General features: G+C 56.6%; 16 protein-coding genes. 13 read left to right on the top strand and 3 right to left on the bottom strand.

What is annotated here, in order from left to right:
* Window positions 1-110 precede the first annotated feature (110 nt).
* Window positions 111-1,148, top strand: coding sequence for a universal stress protein (locus tag D2E25_RS06880; RefSeq protein WP_125981195.1), 1,038 nt, complete (start codon window positions 111-113; stop codon window positions 1,146-1,148).
* 220 nt (window positions 1,149-1,368) lie between these two features.
* Here the strand turns inward: D2E25_RS06880 and D2E25_RS06875 are convergent, their stop codons facing one another.
* A complete protein-coding gene (locus D2E25_RS06875) occupies window positions 1,369-1,782 on the bottom strand; it encodes an OsmC family protein (protein ID WP_125981192.1) in 414 nt (137 codons plus the stop codon).
* A 283-nt stretch (window positions 1,783-2,065) separates the two neighbouring features.
* Here D2E25_RS06875 and D2E25_RS06870 point away from each other — a divergent pair, with 283 nt between their 5' ends.
* The 11 genes from D2E25_RS06870 to D2E25_RS10700 all read left to right on the top strand — a co-directional run bounded on the left by D2E25_RS06870 (window position 2,066) and on the right by D2E25_RS10700 (window position 13,343).
* Window positions 2,066-2,866 carry a thymidylate synthase gene (locus D2E25_RS06870; RefSeq protein WP_206430756.1) on the top strand — a complete coding sequence of 267 codons (801 nt, stop codon included), beginning with the start codon at window positions 2,066-2,068 and terminating at the stop codon, window positions 2,864-2,866.
* 67 nt (window positions 2,867-2,933) lie between these two features.
* Entirely contained in the window at window positions 2,934-3,590 is a 657-nt protein-coding gene (locus D2E25_RS06865) for a dihydrofolate reductase (RefSeq protein WP_125981188.1), read from the top strand.
* A gap of 128 nt (window positions 3,591-3,718) precedes the next feature.
* Window positions 3,719-4,279, top strand: a complete 561-nt coding sequence (locus D2E25_RS06860) for a low molecular weight protein-tyrosine-phosphatase (RefSeq protein WP_125981186.1) — start codon at window positions 3,719-3,721, stop codon at window positions 4,277-4,279.
* A gap of 174 nt (window positions 4,280-4,453) precedes the next feature.
* Entirely contained in the window at window positions 4,454-5,770 is a 1,317-nt protein-coding gene (locus D2E25_RS06855) for a coiled-coil domain-containing protein (protein WP_125981184.1), read from the top strand.
* Complete coding sequence (locus D2E25_RS06850; protein ID WP_125981182.1) at window positions 5,710-7,695, top strand: CAP domain-containing protein; 1,986 nt, start codon at window positions 5,710-5,712, stop codon at window positions 7,693-7,695. Before D2E25_RS06855 ends, D2E25_RS06850 begins: the two co-directional genes overlap by 61 nt.
* Window positions 7,696-8,072: 377 nt before the next feature.
* On the top strand, window positions 8,073-9,437 hold the full coding sequence (locus D2E25_RS06845) for an ATP-binding protein (protein WP_206430755.1): 1,365 nt from the start codon (window positions 8,073-8,075) through the stop codon (window positions 9,435-9,437).
* 64 nt (window positions 9,438-9,501) lie between these two features.
* On the top strand, window positions 9,502-9,654 hold the full coding sequence (locus D2E25_RS10710) for a hypothetical protein (protein WP_241217080.1): 153 nt from the start codon (window positions 9,502-9,504) through the stop codon (window positions 9,652-9,654).
* A 10-nt stretch (window positions 9,655-9,664) separates the two neighbouring features.
* The gene (locus D2E25_RS10705; RefSeq protein ID WP_241217079.1) at window positions 9,665-9,940 is read left to right on the top strand and encodes a hypothetical protein; all 276 of its coding nucleotides are present in this window, start codon (window positions 9,665-9,667) and stop codon (window positions 9,938-9,940) included.
* Window positions 9,941-10,567: 627 nt separating this feature from the next.
* A complete protein-coding gene (locus tag D2E25_RS06835) occupies window positions 10,568-11,812 on the top strand; it encodes a tyrosine-type recombinase/integrase (RefSeq protein ID WP_125981177.1) in 1,245 nt (414 codons plus the stop codon).
* Between the two features lie 296 nt (window positions 11,813-12,108).
* Window positions 12,109-12,609, top strand: a complete 501-nt coding sequence (locus tag D2E25_RS06830) for a hypothetical protein (RefSeq protein WP_241217078.1) — start codon at window positions 12,109-12,111, stop codon at window positions 12,607-12,609.
* Window positions 12,606-13,343, top strand: coding sequence for a hypothetical protein (locus D2E25_RS10700; protein ID WP_239511817.1), 738 nt, complete (start codon window positions 12,606-12,608; stop codon window positions 13,341-13,343). Before D2E25_RS06830 ends, D2E25_RS10700 begins: the two co-directional genes overlap by 4 nt.
* 302 nt (window positions 13,344-13,645) lie before the next feature.
* On the opposite strand, the gene D2E25_RS06820 is transcribed toward D2E25_RS10700, so the two are convergent.
* A complete protein-coding gene (locus D2E25_RS06820) occupies window positions 13,646-14,218 on the bottom strand; it encodes a DUF2599 domain-containing protein (RefSeq protein ID WP_125981175.1) in 573 nt (190 codons plus the stop codon).
* A gap of 652 nt (window positions 14,219-14,870) precedes the next feature.
* On the opposite strand from D2E25_RS06820, the gene D2E25_RS06810 reads away from it, so the two are divergent.
* Complete coding sequence (locus D2E25_RS06810) at window positions 14,871-16,148, top strand: tyrosine-type recombinase/integrase (RefSeq protein WP_125981170.1); 1,278 nt, start codon at window positions 14,871-14,873, stop codon at window positions 16,146-16,148.
* A gap of 122 nt (window positions 16,149-16,270) precedes the next feature.
* On the opposite strand, the gene D2E25_RS06805 is transcribed toward D2E25_RS06810, so the two are convergent.
* A complete protein-coding gene (locus D2E25_RS06805; protein WP_125981168.1) occupies window positions 16,271-18,292 on the bottom strand; it encodes a beta-N-acetylhexosaminidase in 2,022 nt (673 codons plus the stop codon).
* Window positions 18,293-18,358: the final 66 nt, after the last annotated feature.

Raw genomic sequence — 18,358 nt, 5'->3', positions numbered from 1 at the left:
ACATAGCGAAACCGGCTCGGCGTAACCATACCATGCACGTTTTGCGCGCTATTCTTGAGGGTACGACCGGTGCGCCGCCGCATCGGGTGCTATCTCACAAGGAGGTTGCCATGATCAACGAGAAAGCTATTCTGGTGGGGGTGGATGGCTCTCACGCCAGCTACAAGGCTACATGGTGGGCCGCTAACTTCGCTAAGCATGCAGGATTGACGCTGCAAATTGTGTGCGCGTATTCACTGCCGAGCTATGCTGCGGTTTCATTCGATGCTACCTATACGGCTATGGGTGATGACAATGCTGCGCATTCTGATGCTCAGGAGATTCTGTCCAAAGCTAAGGCCATTGCTGACGAGCAGGGTGTGGAAGCGGCAACGCTGATTGTTACCGGCGATCCGGCATCCGTATTCGTGGAGCTGAGCCGCAACTACAATCTCATCGTTATTGGTAACCGCGGCAAGGGCGGTTTGGCTGAGCGCCTGCTGGGCACGACATCGTCGTCGCTGCCGGCATACGCATACTGCCCGATTGTCGTGGTGCCGTACACCGATGATGAAGGCAACCTGATGCACTTGAACAACACGATCACCAAGGTGGCTGTTGGCTCCGACGAATCGAAGTGGGGCTTGAAGGCGCTGGAGATCGCTGCTGGATTCGCGGACATGTGGGGTGCTGAGCTCGATGTGATTTCCGCAGTGCCAAAGGTGCAGGGTGTCGACGGTGATAAGAGCGTTATGGACTCGTACATGGAAGATTTGGATGTGCGTGTCAAGCCGCTGTTGGAAGCACACCCCGGTTTGAAGATTACTAAGACGGTTGTGCCGGGCAACGCTGTGCAGGCGCTTACCAAGGCGAGCTATGACCATGATGTGGTGGTAGTGGGCTCGCGTGGCCGTGGCGGCTTTACCGGCCTGCTGCTTGGCTCTACGAGCCAGGGACTCATTCAGCACGCGGTTGGTCCGGTGTATGTGGTGCCACGCAAGTACGTGGAAGCTGCAGAATCGCGTCTGAACACAGTACCGAGCTCGCCGGCAGAGGTGGAGCCGAAGCCACTTGAGGCAATCGGTGGCGTTGAAGAGCTGCCGGTGCAGGCTGCAGAGCCCGAAGTTGTTCAGCAAATCGAATCCACCATCGATCCCGAACACAAGTAGGCGCGGAACAAGCAACAGCGTGAGCGGTAGCTCTAGCCCCCTCAGTTGAGGGGGCTCCCGGCGAAGCCGGGTGGGGGAGCGTCACCACTATCTTTGCAACCACTACTATTCACGCAATAACATCGTGAAACACGCCGTGAAACACACTGAGGGGCGTTCCGCAATCCAACACGGAACGCCCCTCAGTCATGTCTGGGACTGTATGCAGACGCGTTCGCCGTCAGTGGCGAATCGTCACTTCCATACGCACAGGAGTCTCCTGCTCATACGTGTGCTTGACCGTGCAACCCTTCTCAATATGGCGAGTCACACGCTCCTTCAACTTATCGGCATCCTCTTGGCTCAAACCAGCATCAGTAGCATCCACTACCACCTGCTCGTTGAAGTTAATGTACGCGTCATTATCAGCGTCGTAGGTGCCATCCACCACAATCTTCGCGCCCTTGCCTTCGCCCAGCGCATGCTCAACAGCAAACTCGCTTGACAGCGCCGCACAGCCAGCCAGTGCAACCTTCATCAGATCACCCGGCGTAAACTGCCCACGGCCCTTACCGAACTTGATATGTGCGCCATCATCGCTGAACGCATCCCACGAGCCGTCTTTGTTGCGCTCAACCCACAGTCGCTTAGCCATGCCGTCCTCCTTGAAGTCCGTTACGTTACGCTGCGGCACGCCCACCGTGCCACATCACTGTCCAATCTATCCCAACTAGCCGGTTTGCGCTCGCCGACGGCCGATTGTCGGCGATCAGCGGAAGCATACTGGCCCGTTGAGGAGCTGCTGAACAAGCGAGCAGACGAGGCGATCCGCCGCACGGTAGCCATGCCCCGCTATGCTGGTGGGCATGGCTTTGACACCCGAACAGTTGGCAGATGTCCGCGCTCGCATCCCCGCACGCCTGAATACCGATATTCCCATGCCGTACGAGGACCTTGTGCGCAAAATCCTTACCGAAGGTACGCTCAAGTCTGATCGCACCGGCACGGGCACGATTTCGCTGTTCGGCCAGCAGATGCGTTTTGATTTGTCGCAATACTTCCCGCTGCTCACTACCAAAACCGTGTTCTTTAAAGGTCTCGCGTACGAGCTGCTCTGGTTTTTGAAAGGCTCATCAAACGTGCGCTGGCTGCAAGAGCACGGCGTGCACATTTGGGATGAGTGGGCTGATGAAAACGGCGATCTGGGCCCCGTATACGGTGTGCAGTGGCGTAGCTGGCCCGCGCCTACGCCCGAAGACCCGAATCGTACTATTGACCAGATTGCCAACGTGCTCGATTTGGTCAAGCACCATCCTGATTCGCGTCGCATGGTCGTTTCGGCATGGAATCCTGCCGAAGTGGAGAACATGGCGTTGCCGCCATGCCATGCGCTTTTCCAGTTCTACGTGGCTGATGGCAAGCTCTCCTGCCAGCTGTATCAGCGTTCCTGCGACATGTTCCTTGGCGTGCCGTTCAATATCGCCTCCTACTCGCTACTGACGTTGATGATCGCTCAGCAGGCAGGTTTGCAGCCGGGAGAGTTCGTGTGGACCGGCGGCGACTGCCATGTGTATGACAATCACATTGAGCAGGTGCTCGAACAGCTGGGGCGTGACCCATACCCGTACCCGCAGATTGAAATCCGCAAGGCAGATTCGCTGTTCGATTACGACTACAGCGACTTTACTGTTGTCGGATATCAGCATCATCCAACGATTAAGGCGCCTGTTGCAGTCTGACGGCCCTGCCGTGCGGTCTAACGCGACCATTAGACTATGTCCCAGTCCGATTCAAGGAGTGAATGAAATGGAGCATGATAGTAGCCGCAGTGGCTATCACGAACCGGAGCCCGGATTTTCCGGGCAACAACGCACCGACGATTGGGGTGACGATTTCCCCAAAACGTTTTCGGTGAATCTTATTTGGGCCGAGGCGAGCGACAATGAAGGTCGCCACGGGGCCATTGGATTCGAGGGCGGTATGCCATGGCATCTGCCAGAGGACTTGAAGCATTTCAAGGAGCTCACTGTCTCGCATCCGGTGATCATGGGTCGCAAAACATGGGAATCGTTGGACGTGAAGTATCGTCCGCTACCCAACCGCGACAACATTGTGATTTCGCATGATCCGCAGTATCTAGCGTTGGGGGCCACCGTAGTCTCTGATTTCGGTGCGGCACTCGATATTGCGCGTCAGGAAGCCATCCCCGATGATGGTCTCGATCGCAGTGAGATTTGGGTTATCGGCGGCGCGCAAATCTTCCACGAAGCGTTGCCGTTCGCTACCAAAGCGTTCGTCACGAAACTTCAAGCGCAAATCAACGCGGACACGTACGCGCCTGACATCGACGGACTGGTCGAAGCTGGCCTGTGGCAGGTAGTCGACGAAAGCCACTGGATGAAGCCGAAGAAATCCAGCGAGCTGATCGATCGCTACCGTTTCGTCACCTACGCGAAGATCTGACTGTTTCAGCCCCTTCTGACGAGGGGGCTGTCGGCGAAGCTGACTGGGGGAGAGATCGCTAGCGGTCGTCATGATCGCTGCATCATCCCTATAGTTCTCTTCTAAACCCTCGTAGCAAAGGTAGTACCATGACCCAGCAGCACCCCTACACGATCATGACCGTGTGCACTGGCAATATTTGCCGCTCGCCCATGGCTGAAATTATTCTGCGCGCCGAGTTTGAAGCGCGTGGGATTGGCGAAGACCGCGTAAGGATCATGTCCAGCGGCGTGAGCGATGAGGAGTACGGCAATCCGATCGACCGTCGTGCCGTGCGCGTACTGCGCGCCGACGGCTATGAGATTCCTTCGCATCATTTTGCGCATCGTATTACGCGCGAAGAGATCGAAGAAAGCGACCTGTTCCTGCCGATGACCGCCTCGCACATGCGCGCGCTGCTGTCATTATTGCCGCCCGCTAAGCGTTCTGAAGTGCACATGTACCGCAGCTTCGACCCGACCCTGCCCAAGCCGGCACCCGGCCAGGAGGACAGGATCGACCTGGTCGACCCATGGTACGGTGGCTCGCGCGAATTCCAGATCGCCATCGAGCAGATCGAAGAAGTCGCCCCGTACATCATCGACTGGGTGCTGAAGAAGCTCGACGGTGCTGGTGCTGATAGTGCGCAAAGCGGCGCGGAAACGAAGTAGCCCTCGCTTTTGCCAAACGCAACACATATACGGCTGCATTCGAACGGATGCAGCCGTTTTTTTGTACGGCAACATATCTCAAAACACCGATGACAAAACAGGCTAAGGGGGCGTACAGTTTTCTTTAAGGTTCCCTGTGCCGTGCAGGGAACATACCATGATGGAGAAGAGACTATGGCAAAACATAGCAGTGGTATTCGTAAATCCAATCCGTCCGGTATGCCAACTGTTGCAAGGGTTGCGACGGCTGGTCTAGCCTCGTTGATCGCAGTGGGCATGATGTCCCCGGGCGCGCTCGCTGCAGAATCGAATCCGAGTGCAGCAGTAGACGCTGTCATTCAAACCAGCACAACCCTGGAAGAAGCCAAAGCGAAGCTTGAAGCGGCGCAGAAAGACGTCGACGCCAAGCAGGCCGCGCTCGATGCTGCGAAAAAGCTGACCGCCGCCGATCTGGCGAAGAGCGACAAGGATGTCGAAGCTGCCCAAGCTGCGCTCGATGCTGCGAAGCAAAAGCAAGCGGACGCTCAGACAGCTGTTGATAAGGCGCAGGCGGATTACGATGCCAAGATCGAAGAACTTGGTATCAGTCCTGAGAAACTCGCTGCTGCTGAGCAGAAGGTAGTCGAGGCAAAGGCTGCCTATGAGGCTGCCAAGAAACTGTCTAATGCCAAGGCTTCCGAAGTTGAGCAGAAGCAGAACGAGGCTAATCAAGCCGAGCAGCACAAGAATGATGCTAAAGCAGCATACGAACAAGCCGAGCAGACCGCCAAGGACAAGCAGACTGCGTACGAGCAGGCTGAAGAAGCCGCCACACAGGCGGGTGCTAGCGTCGAGGCTGTAGCTGCTGCCAAACAGGCTGCGCAGAAAGCTTCCGAGGATGCTGCCACGAAGGCCAAAGCATATGAGGATGCGCAACAAGACGCGCAAGCAAAGCAGCAGGCATACACTGAGGCAGCTACCGCGTTGAAGAACGCTCAGGATAGTGTGTCTGACCTGCAGGCGGCCGCTGATCAAGCGAAAGCCAATGCGGCTGCGGCACAAGCGGAGTATCAGAAGGCGCTGGGCCTATACAATCTCACCGAACTGCAAAATGAGGTCAACAAGGCTACTGCGGCAAAGCAGCAGGCCGATCAAGCAGTAGCAACGGCCGAAAGTGAGAAGACCGCAGCAAAGACTGCAGTTGATACCGCGTCTGCAAATAAGACCGCTAAGGATCAGGCTGCTACTGCTGCGAAGAGTGCTGCCGATGCCGCCGATACTGCGAACGATCAGGTTCAGCAGCGCGTCAAGAACGGTTCCATTGATTTCTTCCAGACCATGGGCGCTCCCGAAGCGGCTGACGTGCTAACTGGTACCACGCAGTCCAGCAGCCGGAGCTCATCGAGCAGTGGGTTACACCGTATATCGGCGATAGTGATTCCGCTACCAGCATGGAGAATTTCCGTGAATCCGTGCAGATTGTTGTTGAGACAAATAAGAAGCGTGCTTTGAATGGTCTTGATCCGCTGAAAATCACGGATCGTCTCATGGCAATGGGTCAGGCGAATGCCAACTATGCATCGTATATTTATTCTCGCCAGTTCCAGGAGCCTGGTTTTAACGAGAGCCCGCATTCGAAGCAGTTCGAGGTTGGCGAAAATGTAGCAGCAAACGTAGGCTATAGCAATCCGATTGCAATTGCCTACCGTGGTTGGTATGACCAAGAAGAGCAAAATTATAAGGATATTCAGTCAGGTAAGGGCTGCGTTCCCACTAGTGAAAATAGCAGATGCCAGACAGGTCATTACACGAATATTGTGAATGGCCTTGCTGGAGTGGCTGATACGGGTGTGAAATATGTTGTTACCGGTGCTGGCATAAGTCATGTGAAAATGACGATCAATGGCATGCTTGGTACGACTTTTGCGCAGGAGTTCAATGCTAAAGAATGTTTTGAAGCTGGATGCCTGCCAATGTACCCTGCTCCAGATGATCCGGAATACACGCCCGAGGAATATCTGACTCGCATCGACCAGTATGAGGAACAGCTGAAGAACGATGTGTCGAAAGCACAGTCTGATAAGACTGCTGCTGATTCGGCCTACACGACAGCGCAGCAGGAAGCTACCGCTGCCGCCACTGCGCTGGCCGAAGCTCAGAGCGCGCTTACTGAAAAGACGGCTGCCTATCAGACTGCCGTTAGCAACCAGGCCGCTGCTGAACAGAGTCTTGAGACCGCACAGAAGGCACTGGATGATGCGAAGAAGGATCTTGGTGCGGGCGCGCAGATTCCGACCAAGGAACAGGTGGACCAGCTGAAGGCTGCCGCTGATGCGGCGAAGTCGAAGCAGGATGCCGCCGACAAGGCGCTTGCTGATACCAAGGGTTCTATCGCTGGACTGGAGACTGCTGCGCAGACGGCTAAGACTGCTGCTGATACGGCAGCCGCGGCCGAACAGACTGCTAAGAAGGCTTCCGATGAGGCTGATACGGCAGCCAAGAATGCTCAATCGAAGGCCGACGATCTGGCTGCAAAGCGCGCTGCTGCAGACAATGCTCAGGCTGCAGCCAACAAGGCGGCTAGTGCAGCTGCTGCTGCTAAGACTAAGGCTGACGACGCTGCTGCCGACTACCAGAACGTTGCAGATGAGCTTGCTGCAGCACGCAAGGAGCTCACGTCGCTCCAGTCGGATACCAATGCGAAGAAGACCGCTGCTGATACGGCTGAGCAGGAGTACAACGACCTGATCGACGCGACCGGCAACGCAGATTTGAAGAACCTGAAGAACGCTTTGAATAAGGCCAAGGAATCCGCTGAAGAAGCTGCTGGCGTGGTCGATACCGCCCAGTCGAGCCTGGACAAGATCGTCGAGCAGAAGAAGGCTGCGGCTGTCGAGCAGGCCGAGAAGGATCTGCAGGCCGCGGTCAAGGTGCGTGACGATGCCAAGAAGCTGGTGGATGAGCTGACGCCTGCGCCGACTCCGACGCCTACGCCGGGCCCGGACCCAACTGTGAAGCCGGAGACTGAGGCACGGGACGTGTACCGCGTGTACAACACGGCTAGCGGCGAGCACTTGCTGACGGCCAGCGCCTACGAGCGCGACACGCTGGTCGCTTCTGGCGTGTGGAAGTCGGAGGGCGTGGCGTTCAAGGGCGTTGCGAAGGACGGCGTGGAGGTCAAGCGCTACTACAATCCGGGCGGCAAGCACATGCTCACCGCGAGCAAGACCGAGCAGGACATGCTGGTGCGCTCCGGCTGGCAGTATGAGGGTGTCGCGTTCCTCGCTCCGGAGGACGCCGAGGGTACGAACGACGTGTACCGCCTGTACAATCCCGGCAACGGCGACCATCTGTTCACCACAAACAGCGCAGAACGCGATGCAGCCAGCAGCGCCGGCTGGAACCTAGAAGGCACGCCTTTCGACGCGCTGAAGTAATCTATATATCACGACGAGCGTAAGCCGGTAGGCTTATGATCGCTGTTAGGCTAGGGGTCGCTTCGGCGGCCCCTACGCATTTTCAATCAACCGACTCAAGAATCCATAGTTGGTTTGTTTTTCCATTGGATGCCGGGCCACTGATTGAGATGTAATGGTAGAACACGTGGTATCGCCGATTTCCAATACGTCTGTGTTCCCATCATCCAATTTCCTAATGTCGTTGATATTGCTCTTGTAATAAATACCGCCGTCTACCTATGCTGGCTCCGTTACCCATCATTTGTGTATATTTCCGTCCTTCGCTTACCCATCATTTGTGTCATAATAGGTGCATACGTTACCCATCATTTGTGTATCCCTAGGGGGCGGTCATGATATATCAACGTAAGGCATATCAACGTTTACAAGAATGGAAGCAAAGTAACGGTCGCGCTTCTATGCTGATCGAGGGAGCACGTCGTGTGGGCAAAAGCGTACTCGCAGAGGAATTCGGACGTCGGGAATATGCAAAGTATTTGCTCATCGATTTTTCCCAAGCTCCGCGTGAGGTAATCGACCTTTTTCTTCATCAACGGCATGATGTCGACTCATTCTTCCGTTACCTTTTCGCGTTCTACGCCTTTGAGCCAGTCGAGCGAGATACGCTGATCATCTTCGATGAAGTCCAATTCTGTCCACAAGCAAGAGCATTCACCAAACAGCTGGTTGCAGACGGCCGTTATGACTATCTAGAAACTGGTTCCCTCGTATCAATCCAACGCAATGTGAAGGACATTCTCATCCCGTCCGAAGAGGAATCTCTCGAACTCAATCCTTTCGACTTCGAGGAATTTCTGTGGGCCTTGGGCGAACGACCGCTCGCTGATTTGATTAACAGCAACTACCAAGACAAACAGCCGTTGCCTGACATGTTGCATCGAAAGGCAGAACGACTGTTCCGCGAATACATGCTCGTCGGAGGCATGCCGCAAGTCATTGCACGATACGTCACTGATAACAGCTTTATGGCTGCTGATGAAGCAAAACGCTCGATCCTACGCCTATATCGTCAAGACATTGAAAAATATGGCGAGATTGAGGCAAAGAATATCGCAGCCATCTTCGATGAAATTCCGGCGCAATTGTCACGCCATGAGAAACGATTCCGTCTCGCGTCACTGCGCAAGGGAGCGCGATATCAGGCCTACCAAGCTTCGTTCTTCTGGCTTGCGGACGCTAGATTGATCAATCCCTGTTTCCGATCTACCGACCCGAACATTGGATTGGGTATGAATATGGAACAGTCCGCGGTTAAATGCTACATGGCTGACACTGGACTGCTGGTCACGCACGCGTTTTCTGATAGTCGCAGTACTAAGGAAAACGTGTACCGTGACATCCTGTTTGGCAAGATCGAACTCAATGAAGGCATGATCGTTGAAAACATCGTCGCCCAACAACTCAAGGCATCTGGTCACAAACTGTTTTATTTCTCCCAGTCGGACGCGAATAGCAGCAGAATGCGCGTCGAAATCGATTTCCTACTGGCCGAGCCATACGAGAACGCGGCTGGCCGGTATAGAATCAGTCCGATCGAGGTCAAGTCTGGTAAACGATATTCGACGTCCTCGCTGGACAAAATGCGTGCTATGTATGGTAAACGAATCGGTACGGAATACGTACTCGCGCCCAAACCACTTGTCGCTGACGCGCAGGGAAACCGCATCCAGCTCCCGCTCTACATGAGCGGACTACTATAAACGGGCATCTTTGGTGGCAGTGACCACCGCGCGACTTCCTGTGTGAACAAATACCGCCGGCTGTGTGTACCGTTATCTCAAGCACGCATATAACGACGAGAACGCGCTGGTCGCTGTGGACGAGTTCGACTCTGGCGCGTTCGAGCTGCTGCTCGGCGACATGCTGAGCCAGCTGGCGGACGGGTGTGCGGGGCAATTGGTGTTCACTGCCCCATAACCTGCGGGCGTTGGAGGTGCTGCCGAACAGCTGCATCCGCACGACGGTGACCGATCCTGATAACCGGTTCGTGACCATCCCGCGCAAGTCCTCCACGAACAACCAGCGCAAACGGTACCTGACGGCCAGCGAACTCGGATGGGATGGCCCCGACATCTACGATTCGCCCATCCCGCGCATGTTCGGCAACAGCCTCTACGCCGCCGGCCACCCCGACGAGGACGACGACATCGACGACGATCTGGCCGCGCTCAATGCTGCCGGAACGGGGGCGAACCGTGGCTAAACGCAAGATCGTCCTGCTGGTCGTGGAGGGCGCGGAGGAATCCTGGCAATACGGCATGCAAGACTGCCACTCGCTCGAACGCGGTAGTAACCTCGCATTCGTGGAACTCGACCTGGCAGGCGAACTAGAGACTATAGGAATGTAGTGAGTGGGCTTATAACCCGAAATATCGCTGCCGTCCAACATCCGTCTAAAGCGGTACAGGTTGAAAAAAAGAAAAGCGTTGGAATCTTGGATTCCAACGCTTTTGTCGCTCGTACCCCCAGAGAGGGGGATACGGCCCAGCGTCGTACAGGTCCATCTCCACCACTCCGGGGGCAAATAAATTTACCTTCATTACTTACAAAATCAATCATAGCAACGGTTCCCGCTTTCTTCCAATAGACACGCAAGCAGTGTTGCTCCTTATCGTCATCTTCATGCGGCTGATGGTCGAAACGACCTGTGACGAGTGATCGAATCAGCCTAAACCTCAATGATTGCAAGGCCTAAGGCACTAGAGGTGCATTTTTAGGTGCAATGGCTCACTGAGAGCGTATTCGGCCACTTGGTGGCATTTTTGGTGGCATTTTTCCGAGGCCGTTATGCCATGCCATCGATCTTGGATTCAGCACAAGGAGCATCATCATGTCCGCAAGGACGAAGAAGGACAGTATGGGGCCGTCGCCGGGGCGGCGGAGCAGGTTCGGCACCGTGACGCCGCGCTACGATACCGCAGGCAATCTCGTCGCCTGGCAGGTGCGGTACCCGGACCCGAAACGACCGGGCAAGAAGGTCCAGCGTCAGTTCAAGCCGGACATGGAGCACGAGGCGCACCAGTGGCTCGAAGAGGAACGGCATCTGGTGGAACTGGACCGCAAGAACATCCAGGAATGGGTCCATCCGTCAGAACGCCGCCGCAGGAAGCGCGCGAGCCTTATCTCGTTCGAGGATTACGTGACCCGGTGGGCGGAAGGATACCGGCTGCCGAACGGCGAGAGGATAGCCGGCGGCACGCGCCGGAACCTGTATCTCGACATCGCGCACTTCATGCCGGGCTTCAAGGGCAAGCTTCTGACCGAGATCACGCCGAAGGACATCAAACGCTGGTACGATGCGCCGCACCCCGAGGGGCAATGGGCGTTCCGTCGCTCATGCATGCGCCTGAAGGCGGCGTTCACCAGCGCCACGAAGATGAGCATGGACGGCTCCCCGCCGCTGATCCGTGACAACCCGTTCATTCTGCCCATACCGCCGGCGCCGCGATCCGCCAGGGAGGACGTTCCGCCGGTCACGCCGCTGGAACTCAAGCTGATCGCGGAGAATATGCCCGACTACACGAGACTGGCGGTGATACTCGCCACGCTCGTCGGAGGCCTCCGTTGCGGCGAGCTGTGCGGCCTGCAGGTCAAGGACATCGACCTGAAGGCCAAACGCCTGACCGTGCGCCATTCCGTCAACAGGGGCTATGCGGATCGCGGTTCGACACGCATCGCCAGGACCAAGACCGACTCCAGCCGACGCACCGTACCCATCCCCGACGGGCTCGTTCCCCTGATTCACGACCATCTGCTCAGACACTGCGAATGGACGGACCCGGAAGCCATGGTCTTCCGTCCCAGACGAGCCTCGGTGATGAGCCAGACCACCCTGGAGGCCCAGTTCCGCAAAGCCAGGGAGAAAGCCGGCCGCCCCGACCTGACCTTCCAATCCCTGCGAGCGAGCCACGCGACCCTGCTCATGCTCAAGGGCGGCACCCTGCGGGAAGTCATGGACGAACTCGGCCACGTCAGCGAGAAGGTCGCCATCAAGCACTACCAGCGCATCGTCGCCCGACACCGCAACCAGATCGTCAACCAACTCGCCGAAGACTTCATCAAAGCAGCGCAATGACCACATGCAGACGAACACGGATTGAGACGCCCTGTTGCCCGGTGTATACAGAACTATTCCCAATCTGGAATAGTTCTGTATACAATAGGAATATGGCTATCAGAACGAATCGGACGCTGCTCACACGGCGGGAAGCCGCCCGTAGGCTCGGAGTGAGTGAGCGACGGGTCAGCGCGCTTCGCGCTGCTGGCCGGCTTGAATCTCTTTCCGCGGGAGGCGGCTCGCTGATTACGGAGGATTCCGTACGTCGCCAAGCACAGTGGCAGGGTGCGGATGGGCGCCCTTATTCACCAGACATGGCGTTCGGGGCGCTATACATGCTCAGCGGGCTCGACGCGCCATGGCTGGGCCGGCAGCAGCGATACCGGCTCAGGGGATACCTGAGGCAGATGGATGCGGAGAATCTGACCCGTCTCGCGCGCAGGCGTGCGACGACGGTCGAATACTGGTGCAGGGATTCCAACCTCGCCGAGGTCGAAACCCTCATCCGTCCCTCCGCCGCCACCGGAGCATTGGCCGCCTCGTTCCAATTGACCGCCACAGACGTGGTGGAAGGCTACGTCACCGCCGATGCTCTGAACGACGCCATTCGGCAATGCCGGTTGAAGCAAGGCGCGACTCCGGTCCGGGTACGGCTCCATGTCACCGACGGTCTTCCCGCCGGTGAGGGCCCTATGCCTCTCGGCGTATGTGCGGCCGACCTGGCCGAATCCAACGACCCGAGAGAACGCCGCGCCGGTCTGGAAACCCTTCAACAGCTGATCGACGAATATCATCGCAAGGAGCATCAGGCATGATTCCGACAACCCACATCCCCAACACGGGCCATCCATGGAGCACCGTGTACGCGGTCGCCGCGGCGAACATCCCGGAATCATGGCTGCTCACGGGCGGGCTCATGGTCCAACTGCACGCCATCATGGGAGGATTGACAGCGCGCCCCACCACCGACGCCGACCTGCTCGCCGACCTCATGGCCGACCGACGCGGCATCGCTAGGCTGCGCAGCATCCTCGCCGCCCGCGGGTTCGAGACGCAACCGGGCACGCTGACCGGATACACGACACGCATGAGTGCGCCGAACGGTGACGTCGTGGATCTGTTGGTCGCCGATCACCTGCCCAAGTTCCTCGGGACTGACGCGACCATCGCCGGTACGCCGGTGCTGTCCATGCCGGGCGGCGCTCAGGCCGTGGAGCGCAGCATGCAGGTCCGGCTCATCGACGACCAAAGCGGCACCGAAGTCACAATCCGTATCCCGGACCTGCTCGGCGCGCTGATACTCAAGAGCGCGGCCTACAGCGCCGACCACGCCGGCTACGGTGACCGCCACCTCTACGACGCCGCCATGCTTGCGTCGCTCATCCCGGACCCTGACGCTGAACTCATGCGCCTGCACAGCAACACCGATCGCAGACGCATCAAACTCCTGCACGACAAGCTCACCGAGGATTCACCTTACTGGGACAACCTTGATGAATCACATCGTCAGGATGGACTGGACGCTATCGAAACACTCGCCACCTGGTGACGGGCCTGTAAACAGGTTGTATGTATGAGGACATGAAATTCTGAATTATGTAGCTCAAAATGTCATATCCTCTTACTTACGGCGGAATACAGCCGAATACTTGATATTCGACGCTTTGTTAAACCAGCTTTGACATGGTGGCTTCTCTTTTTGATGTCAATTTTGATTTAGCAGAACCAGAGTATCCGACAGCTGGTGGACGCGGCGTTTTTCCGCTGGTGTGCCGGCGACAGCGAGTGCAGGATGGCAATGATGTTCTATGGGATTTGTGTGGGCGGACTTATGTTCCCGCCCGCACAACCCTAATTGCAAGTGATGGAGCTTACGTCCGACCTTGATGGCTCTAGGTGATAAGGGGTCTTTAGCATTCCATACTGAGCATGACAATTGAACTGTTTTCTCATGGATGCGTCAGCCCATGCCGAATAGTAAGTCCAATGTCTACTTGTATGGAAACGATCGTAAACCTGTCCCCATCCGCGGTCGGTATCCCATAGAAGCGCTCTTCTAGGCATAATGGACAAGGACCATACGCCGCTGCGATTCATCCAATATCCATCGGAAAACAGGTCCGTGCTCCAGGAGCTATACAAACCCGCTTCCATGGTGGTAGTGGTAGCGGCATCTTCTTCAGCGTTAGCCTTGAGGTAGGCTTCCACGTCTTCTCTGGTGCGACCATATTTCTTGTATTGCGGATCATTGAGATATGCTTCAATCTCCGCTTCGGAAGGATAATGTGACTGCGCATATTGCGGCGTCTTAGCCGCATTGGTGGAGGTCGTCTCCGTCGCGGAGGCCACCATTACCGAGGAGAAGGAGACCGCGACGGCGAGCAAGAGGGAGGCCGTCGATTTGACCAGTCGATTATTACGCATTGCTATTCTTCTTCTTGGATAGGGAAATTTTTATGGAATATATGATTTCCATGAGTATGAGAATTCCCAACAGGATGGAAACCAAAGGGATGTATGAGATATAGAAATCTCTCATATCCATATCTGCTTTTGCTGAATAAGCGACATCGCAATATGTCAGCATTACAAAAACGGCAGAGACGATCGAGATAAGTATCGGCAGGACGAAAAAGCGTGCAGGAATCAACTGGAATCGGTGCCGATCAAGATAATGCAGATAATAGATATTGCATCCAATCATCGAACAATAGAGAAGAAACGTCCACATCGGAGCCAACTCAATAGTGTTTGATATAGTCATTTCTCTCCTTTGAGTCCGTCTTCCTACACGATTAAGGCATATCGGGGTCAGACAAATAATTTTCTCAATATGTAGTCAGTCTGTGAATAGCTTCAGGGTCAGCACCAGAAGATGATTCTCAGACTTAAGACCAAGATATAAAGTATCGAATCCTATGCAGTCGAACTCAAGATACCCTGGACGGTTTGTCATCTCAAGATGACAAAAACAAGCAACGACTCTTTCAGCATATTCACTTACACTGTTCCTTGGTTTCAATCTCCCCACAAGGCGCACGCAGGGTGCGCCTTTTCGCGATCGAGGGAGATCAATATGCCGAAAATCAGGCATTCCCATGGAAACCATCCGCAGAAGCCGCCGCGAAGCAAGTGGGGAACCGTGCTGGCCCGTTATGACAGAACCGGCATGCTAATCGCATGGCAGGTTCGATATCCGAATCCATTAGAACCCGGCAAACGCGTCCAACGCCAGTTCAAGCCGGATCAGGAGCTCGAAGCCCGTAGATGGCTGGAAGCCGAAAAGTATCTTGTCAGCCTCCATCGTAACGGCATCGCCGAATGGGTTCATCCAACAGAACGAAGCCGACGAAAAGCCGTCGCGGAAAAGAGCCAAACACAACGCAATATGTTGTTCCGCGACTATGTGATGCGATGGGCCGAGGAATACCGGCTGCCCGACGGCAATGGTATCGCCGGTGGCACGCGTCGCAATCTTTATCTGGACATTGGCCATTTTCTGCCAAGTCTTGGAGACCTGCCGCTTAACGAGATCACTCCGTCCATTATCAAGGCTTGGTATGATGCGCCTCACCCGGAAGGACGGTGGGCGTTCCGACGCTCATGCATGCGGCTGAAGGCGGTACTGGAATCAGCTACCCGAGGCGGATTGGACGGTTCGGAGCCATTGTTGTCCTTCAATCCCTTCATATTCCATATTCCGCCAGCACCACAGCCCGCCCGCATCAACGTGCCGCCGGTGACTCCTTCCGAATTGATCCTGCTGGCTGACGCCATGCCCGATTACACCAGACTGTCCGTATTCCTCTCGACTTTAGTGGGTGGTCTGCGATGTGGCGAACTCTGTGGGCTTCAGGTGCAAGACATCGATCTGAACAGACAGATACTTCACGTCCGGCACTCCGTGAATCGCGGTGTCGCTGACAGAGGGGATCTCCAATTCGGCAAGACGAAAACGGAATCCAGCATCAGGAACGTACACATCCCGGATACGCTGATTCCTCTTATTCGACAGCACCTTTCTGATTACTGCGATCTGACCCGACCGGATTCGCCGGTGTTCGTGCCCAAACGTGCAAGAATCATGTCCCAGACAACGCTGGACGGCCAGTTCGCCAAGGCTCGGTTGAAAGCAGGACGTCCCGATCTGACATTCCAGGCATTACGAGCCAGTCATGCAACATTACTCATGATTCAGGGTGGAACGTTGCGGGAAGTCATGAATCAATTGGGACACGTCAGTGAGAAGGTGGCTATCCGGTACTACCAGCTCACTGTCGCCTCGCATCAGAGTCAAGTGGTTGACGAGCTTGCCGAATCATTTATGAGCGGTATTCAGCGGCGTGAGTCCTAGACCAAAGTGATGCACCATCGCGATACGTGACTCACCTTCGTATAGGAAATGCCGTGAGGGATCGGAATTGGTTCCTCACGGCATTTTGGTATCTGACTGGTCGAAGTCTCACAATCGCAGCATCAGGCGGATTGGAAGCGCAGATAGTCCGTTAACTCCCACACCATATCTTGCAGCCGACGAAGTTCGGAGTCTCGGCTGAGAGTACGCCATTGCGCCGCATACGCCTCCATCCATATTTCCAGCGCTTCGGCAAGACGCGCCGTATCATCATGCTGAGATGCGGCACTTGACTGCATAGAGTCGATGGCTCCGACATCGGACGCAAGTCGGAGACCGATTTGGTTCAGAAGTCGCTGCCCTTCGATGGCCATGCGGAGTGCCGCGGCGTTCGCGGTGGCCTGTGATCCTGCGGCAGCGACGATTGTGGCGATTCGTCGGGCGCTGGTCTGCAGAAGGTGATCTGCGGTTTCACCGAGTGCAATGTGGTGCTTCAGATAGCGGAGCAGCATCCGTCGGGATTCCGCAAGTGACGGTGTCTGGCTTTCGTCTTGGAGGGCGCGGATTACATCGTCCGGTCGTTCGTTTTCCGGTAGCAGTCCCTGGATGGTTTGCAGGACCCCAGTGTTGACGCCGTCCTGTCCGTCATCAAGTTCCAGCCAAGTGATCAGGTGGTTCCATTGGAAGCAGGCCGCATGGCTTGCACGAGCAAGGATATCAAGCAGTTCTCCGCTGGCGTCATGGTATTCGAGTCGGGAGATGCGGCTGAGCATGTCGGCCTCGTTCGGGATTCGTCCCGGGTTCCAAGCTTCCTGTGCGCCGATGATCATGCCGGGGATGGCCATGCGCGGGTCGTTGACGTGGCCGAGGTCGCCCCAGTCGGTGACGAGCATGCCTTCGGCTTGGTATTGCGTGCCGTAGCGGGCCATGCGGGTGATGTTGTTCCACGCGTCGTCGATGCGCGGCAGGAGCGCGTTCCAGCACCATACGGCCGGGCAGACGATCTGTCTGGCGCCGGATTCGGCGACGGTGCGGATCTTCCCGTCGTCGACCTGCGGGTCGTACTGCCAGTTGAGCAGGGTGACGGTCTCGGGGAGTCGTTTCAGGATTTCGGGGTGTTCGAGGGCGATGTCGCCCCACATCATCGGCTTTTTGCCTTGGGTTTCGAGGTGGCGGCACAGGCGGGTGACGTAGTCGGCGTACATGGCGGCGACGCCGATCCTCTCGGCGAGGGGTTTGGAGCGGCCCTTGCCGAGGTCGAAGGTCTCGTCGGCGCAGATGTTGAATTTGTCGGAGCGGAACAATTGCAGGTAGTCGTCGATGAGCTTCGTGGACAGGTCGAAGGCGCGGTCGTCGCTGATGTTGAGCGTGTGGTGGCGCATGCGGTCGATGAACCCGAACGGCTCGTCGGCGGTCTCGGGGAATTCGCCGAGGTCGCGCAGGGACTGGGTGCGCAGGGCCATGTAGAGGTGGCCGAACGTGGAGACGGACGGCACGAGCTCGATGCCCCGTTCGGCGCAGTAGTCGTCGAATTCGAGGATGTCGCGCGGGGTGAGCGGGCTGGAGCCGCGCCAGGTCTCGCTCATGCCGTCGAACGCGAAGGTGTGTTCGACGTAGAGCTGGAGCTGGTTGTACTTGTAGAGGCAGAGTTTGTCGGCCCAGGTCTTGAGCCAGTCGAGGGTGGGGACGCGGCCGCGGGTGACGTCGAGGTAGTAGCCGCGCGTTTCGAAGGCGGGCTGGTCCTCGATGTGCAGGCAGGGCAGGGCGGCGCCGCATTGGCGGATGAGTTGGCGCAGGGTCTGCACGCCGTTGCGCACGCCCTCGAAGTCCGCGCCCCTGACGGCCACGCCGTCCTTGGCGATGTCGAGCGTGTACGCGCCGGATGGACGCGCATCGAGATCGTCCAGTGTCGTCAATGTGATGAATCCAGGCCAACGGTCACCCGTGGCGATGTCCCATTCCAATCCCGTAACCGCATGGATGTCGTCGGCAAGTTGCGTTGCGAGTACCTGCCGTTCGTCTCCGAACGCACGTGGCTCGTTGACTCGGCCGCACATCGGCAGCAGTGAGACGCCCGCCTTGTGTTGTACGGTCTGCGGCGTGGGAATGATGGTCCATCCCTTCAGGGTTGCTTGATCGCTCATGGAAGTCCTTTCTCAGTGGTTCACCTTTGATTGCGGTATATTGCGTTTTGGGTTCCGAGATGACGC

Origin of the sequence: Bifidobacterium goeldii, assembly GCF_003951095.1 — a bacterium.
GTDB classification, from domain to species: Bacteria; Actinomycetota; Actinomycetes; order Actinomycetales; family Bifidobacteriaceae; genus Bifidobacterium; species Bifidobacterium goeldii.
The sequence above is the reverse complement of the archived record's forward strand: the minus strand, read 5'-3'. Positions and strand labels throughout refer to the sequence as shown.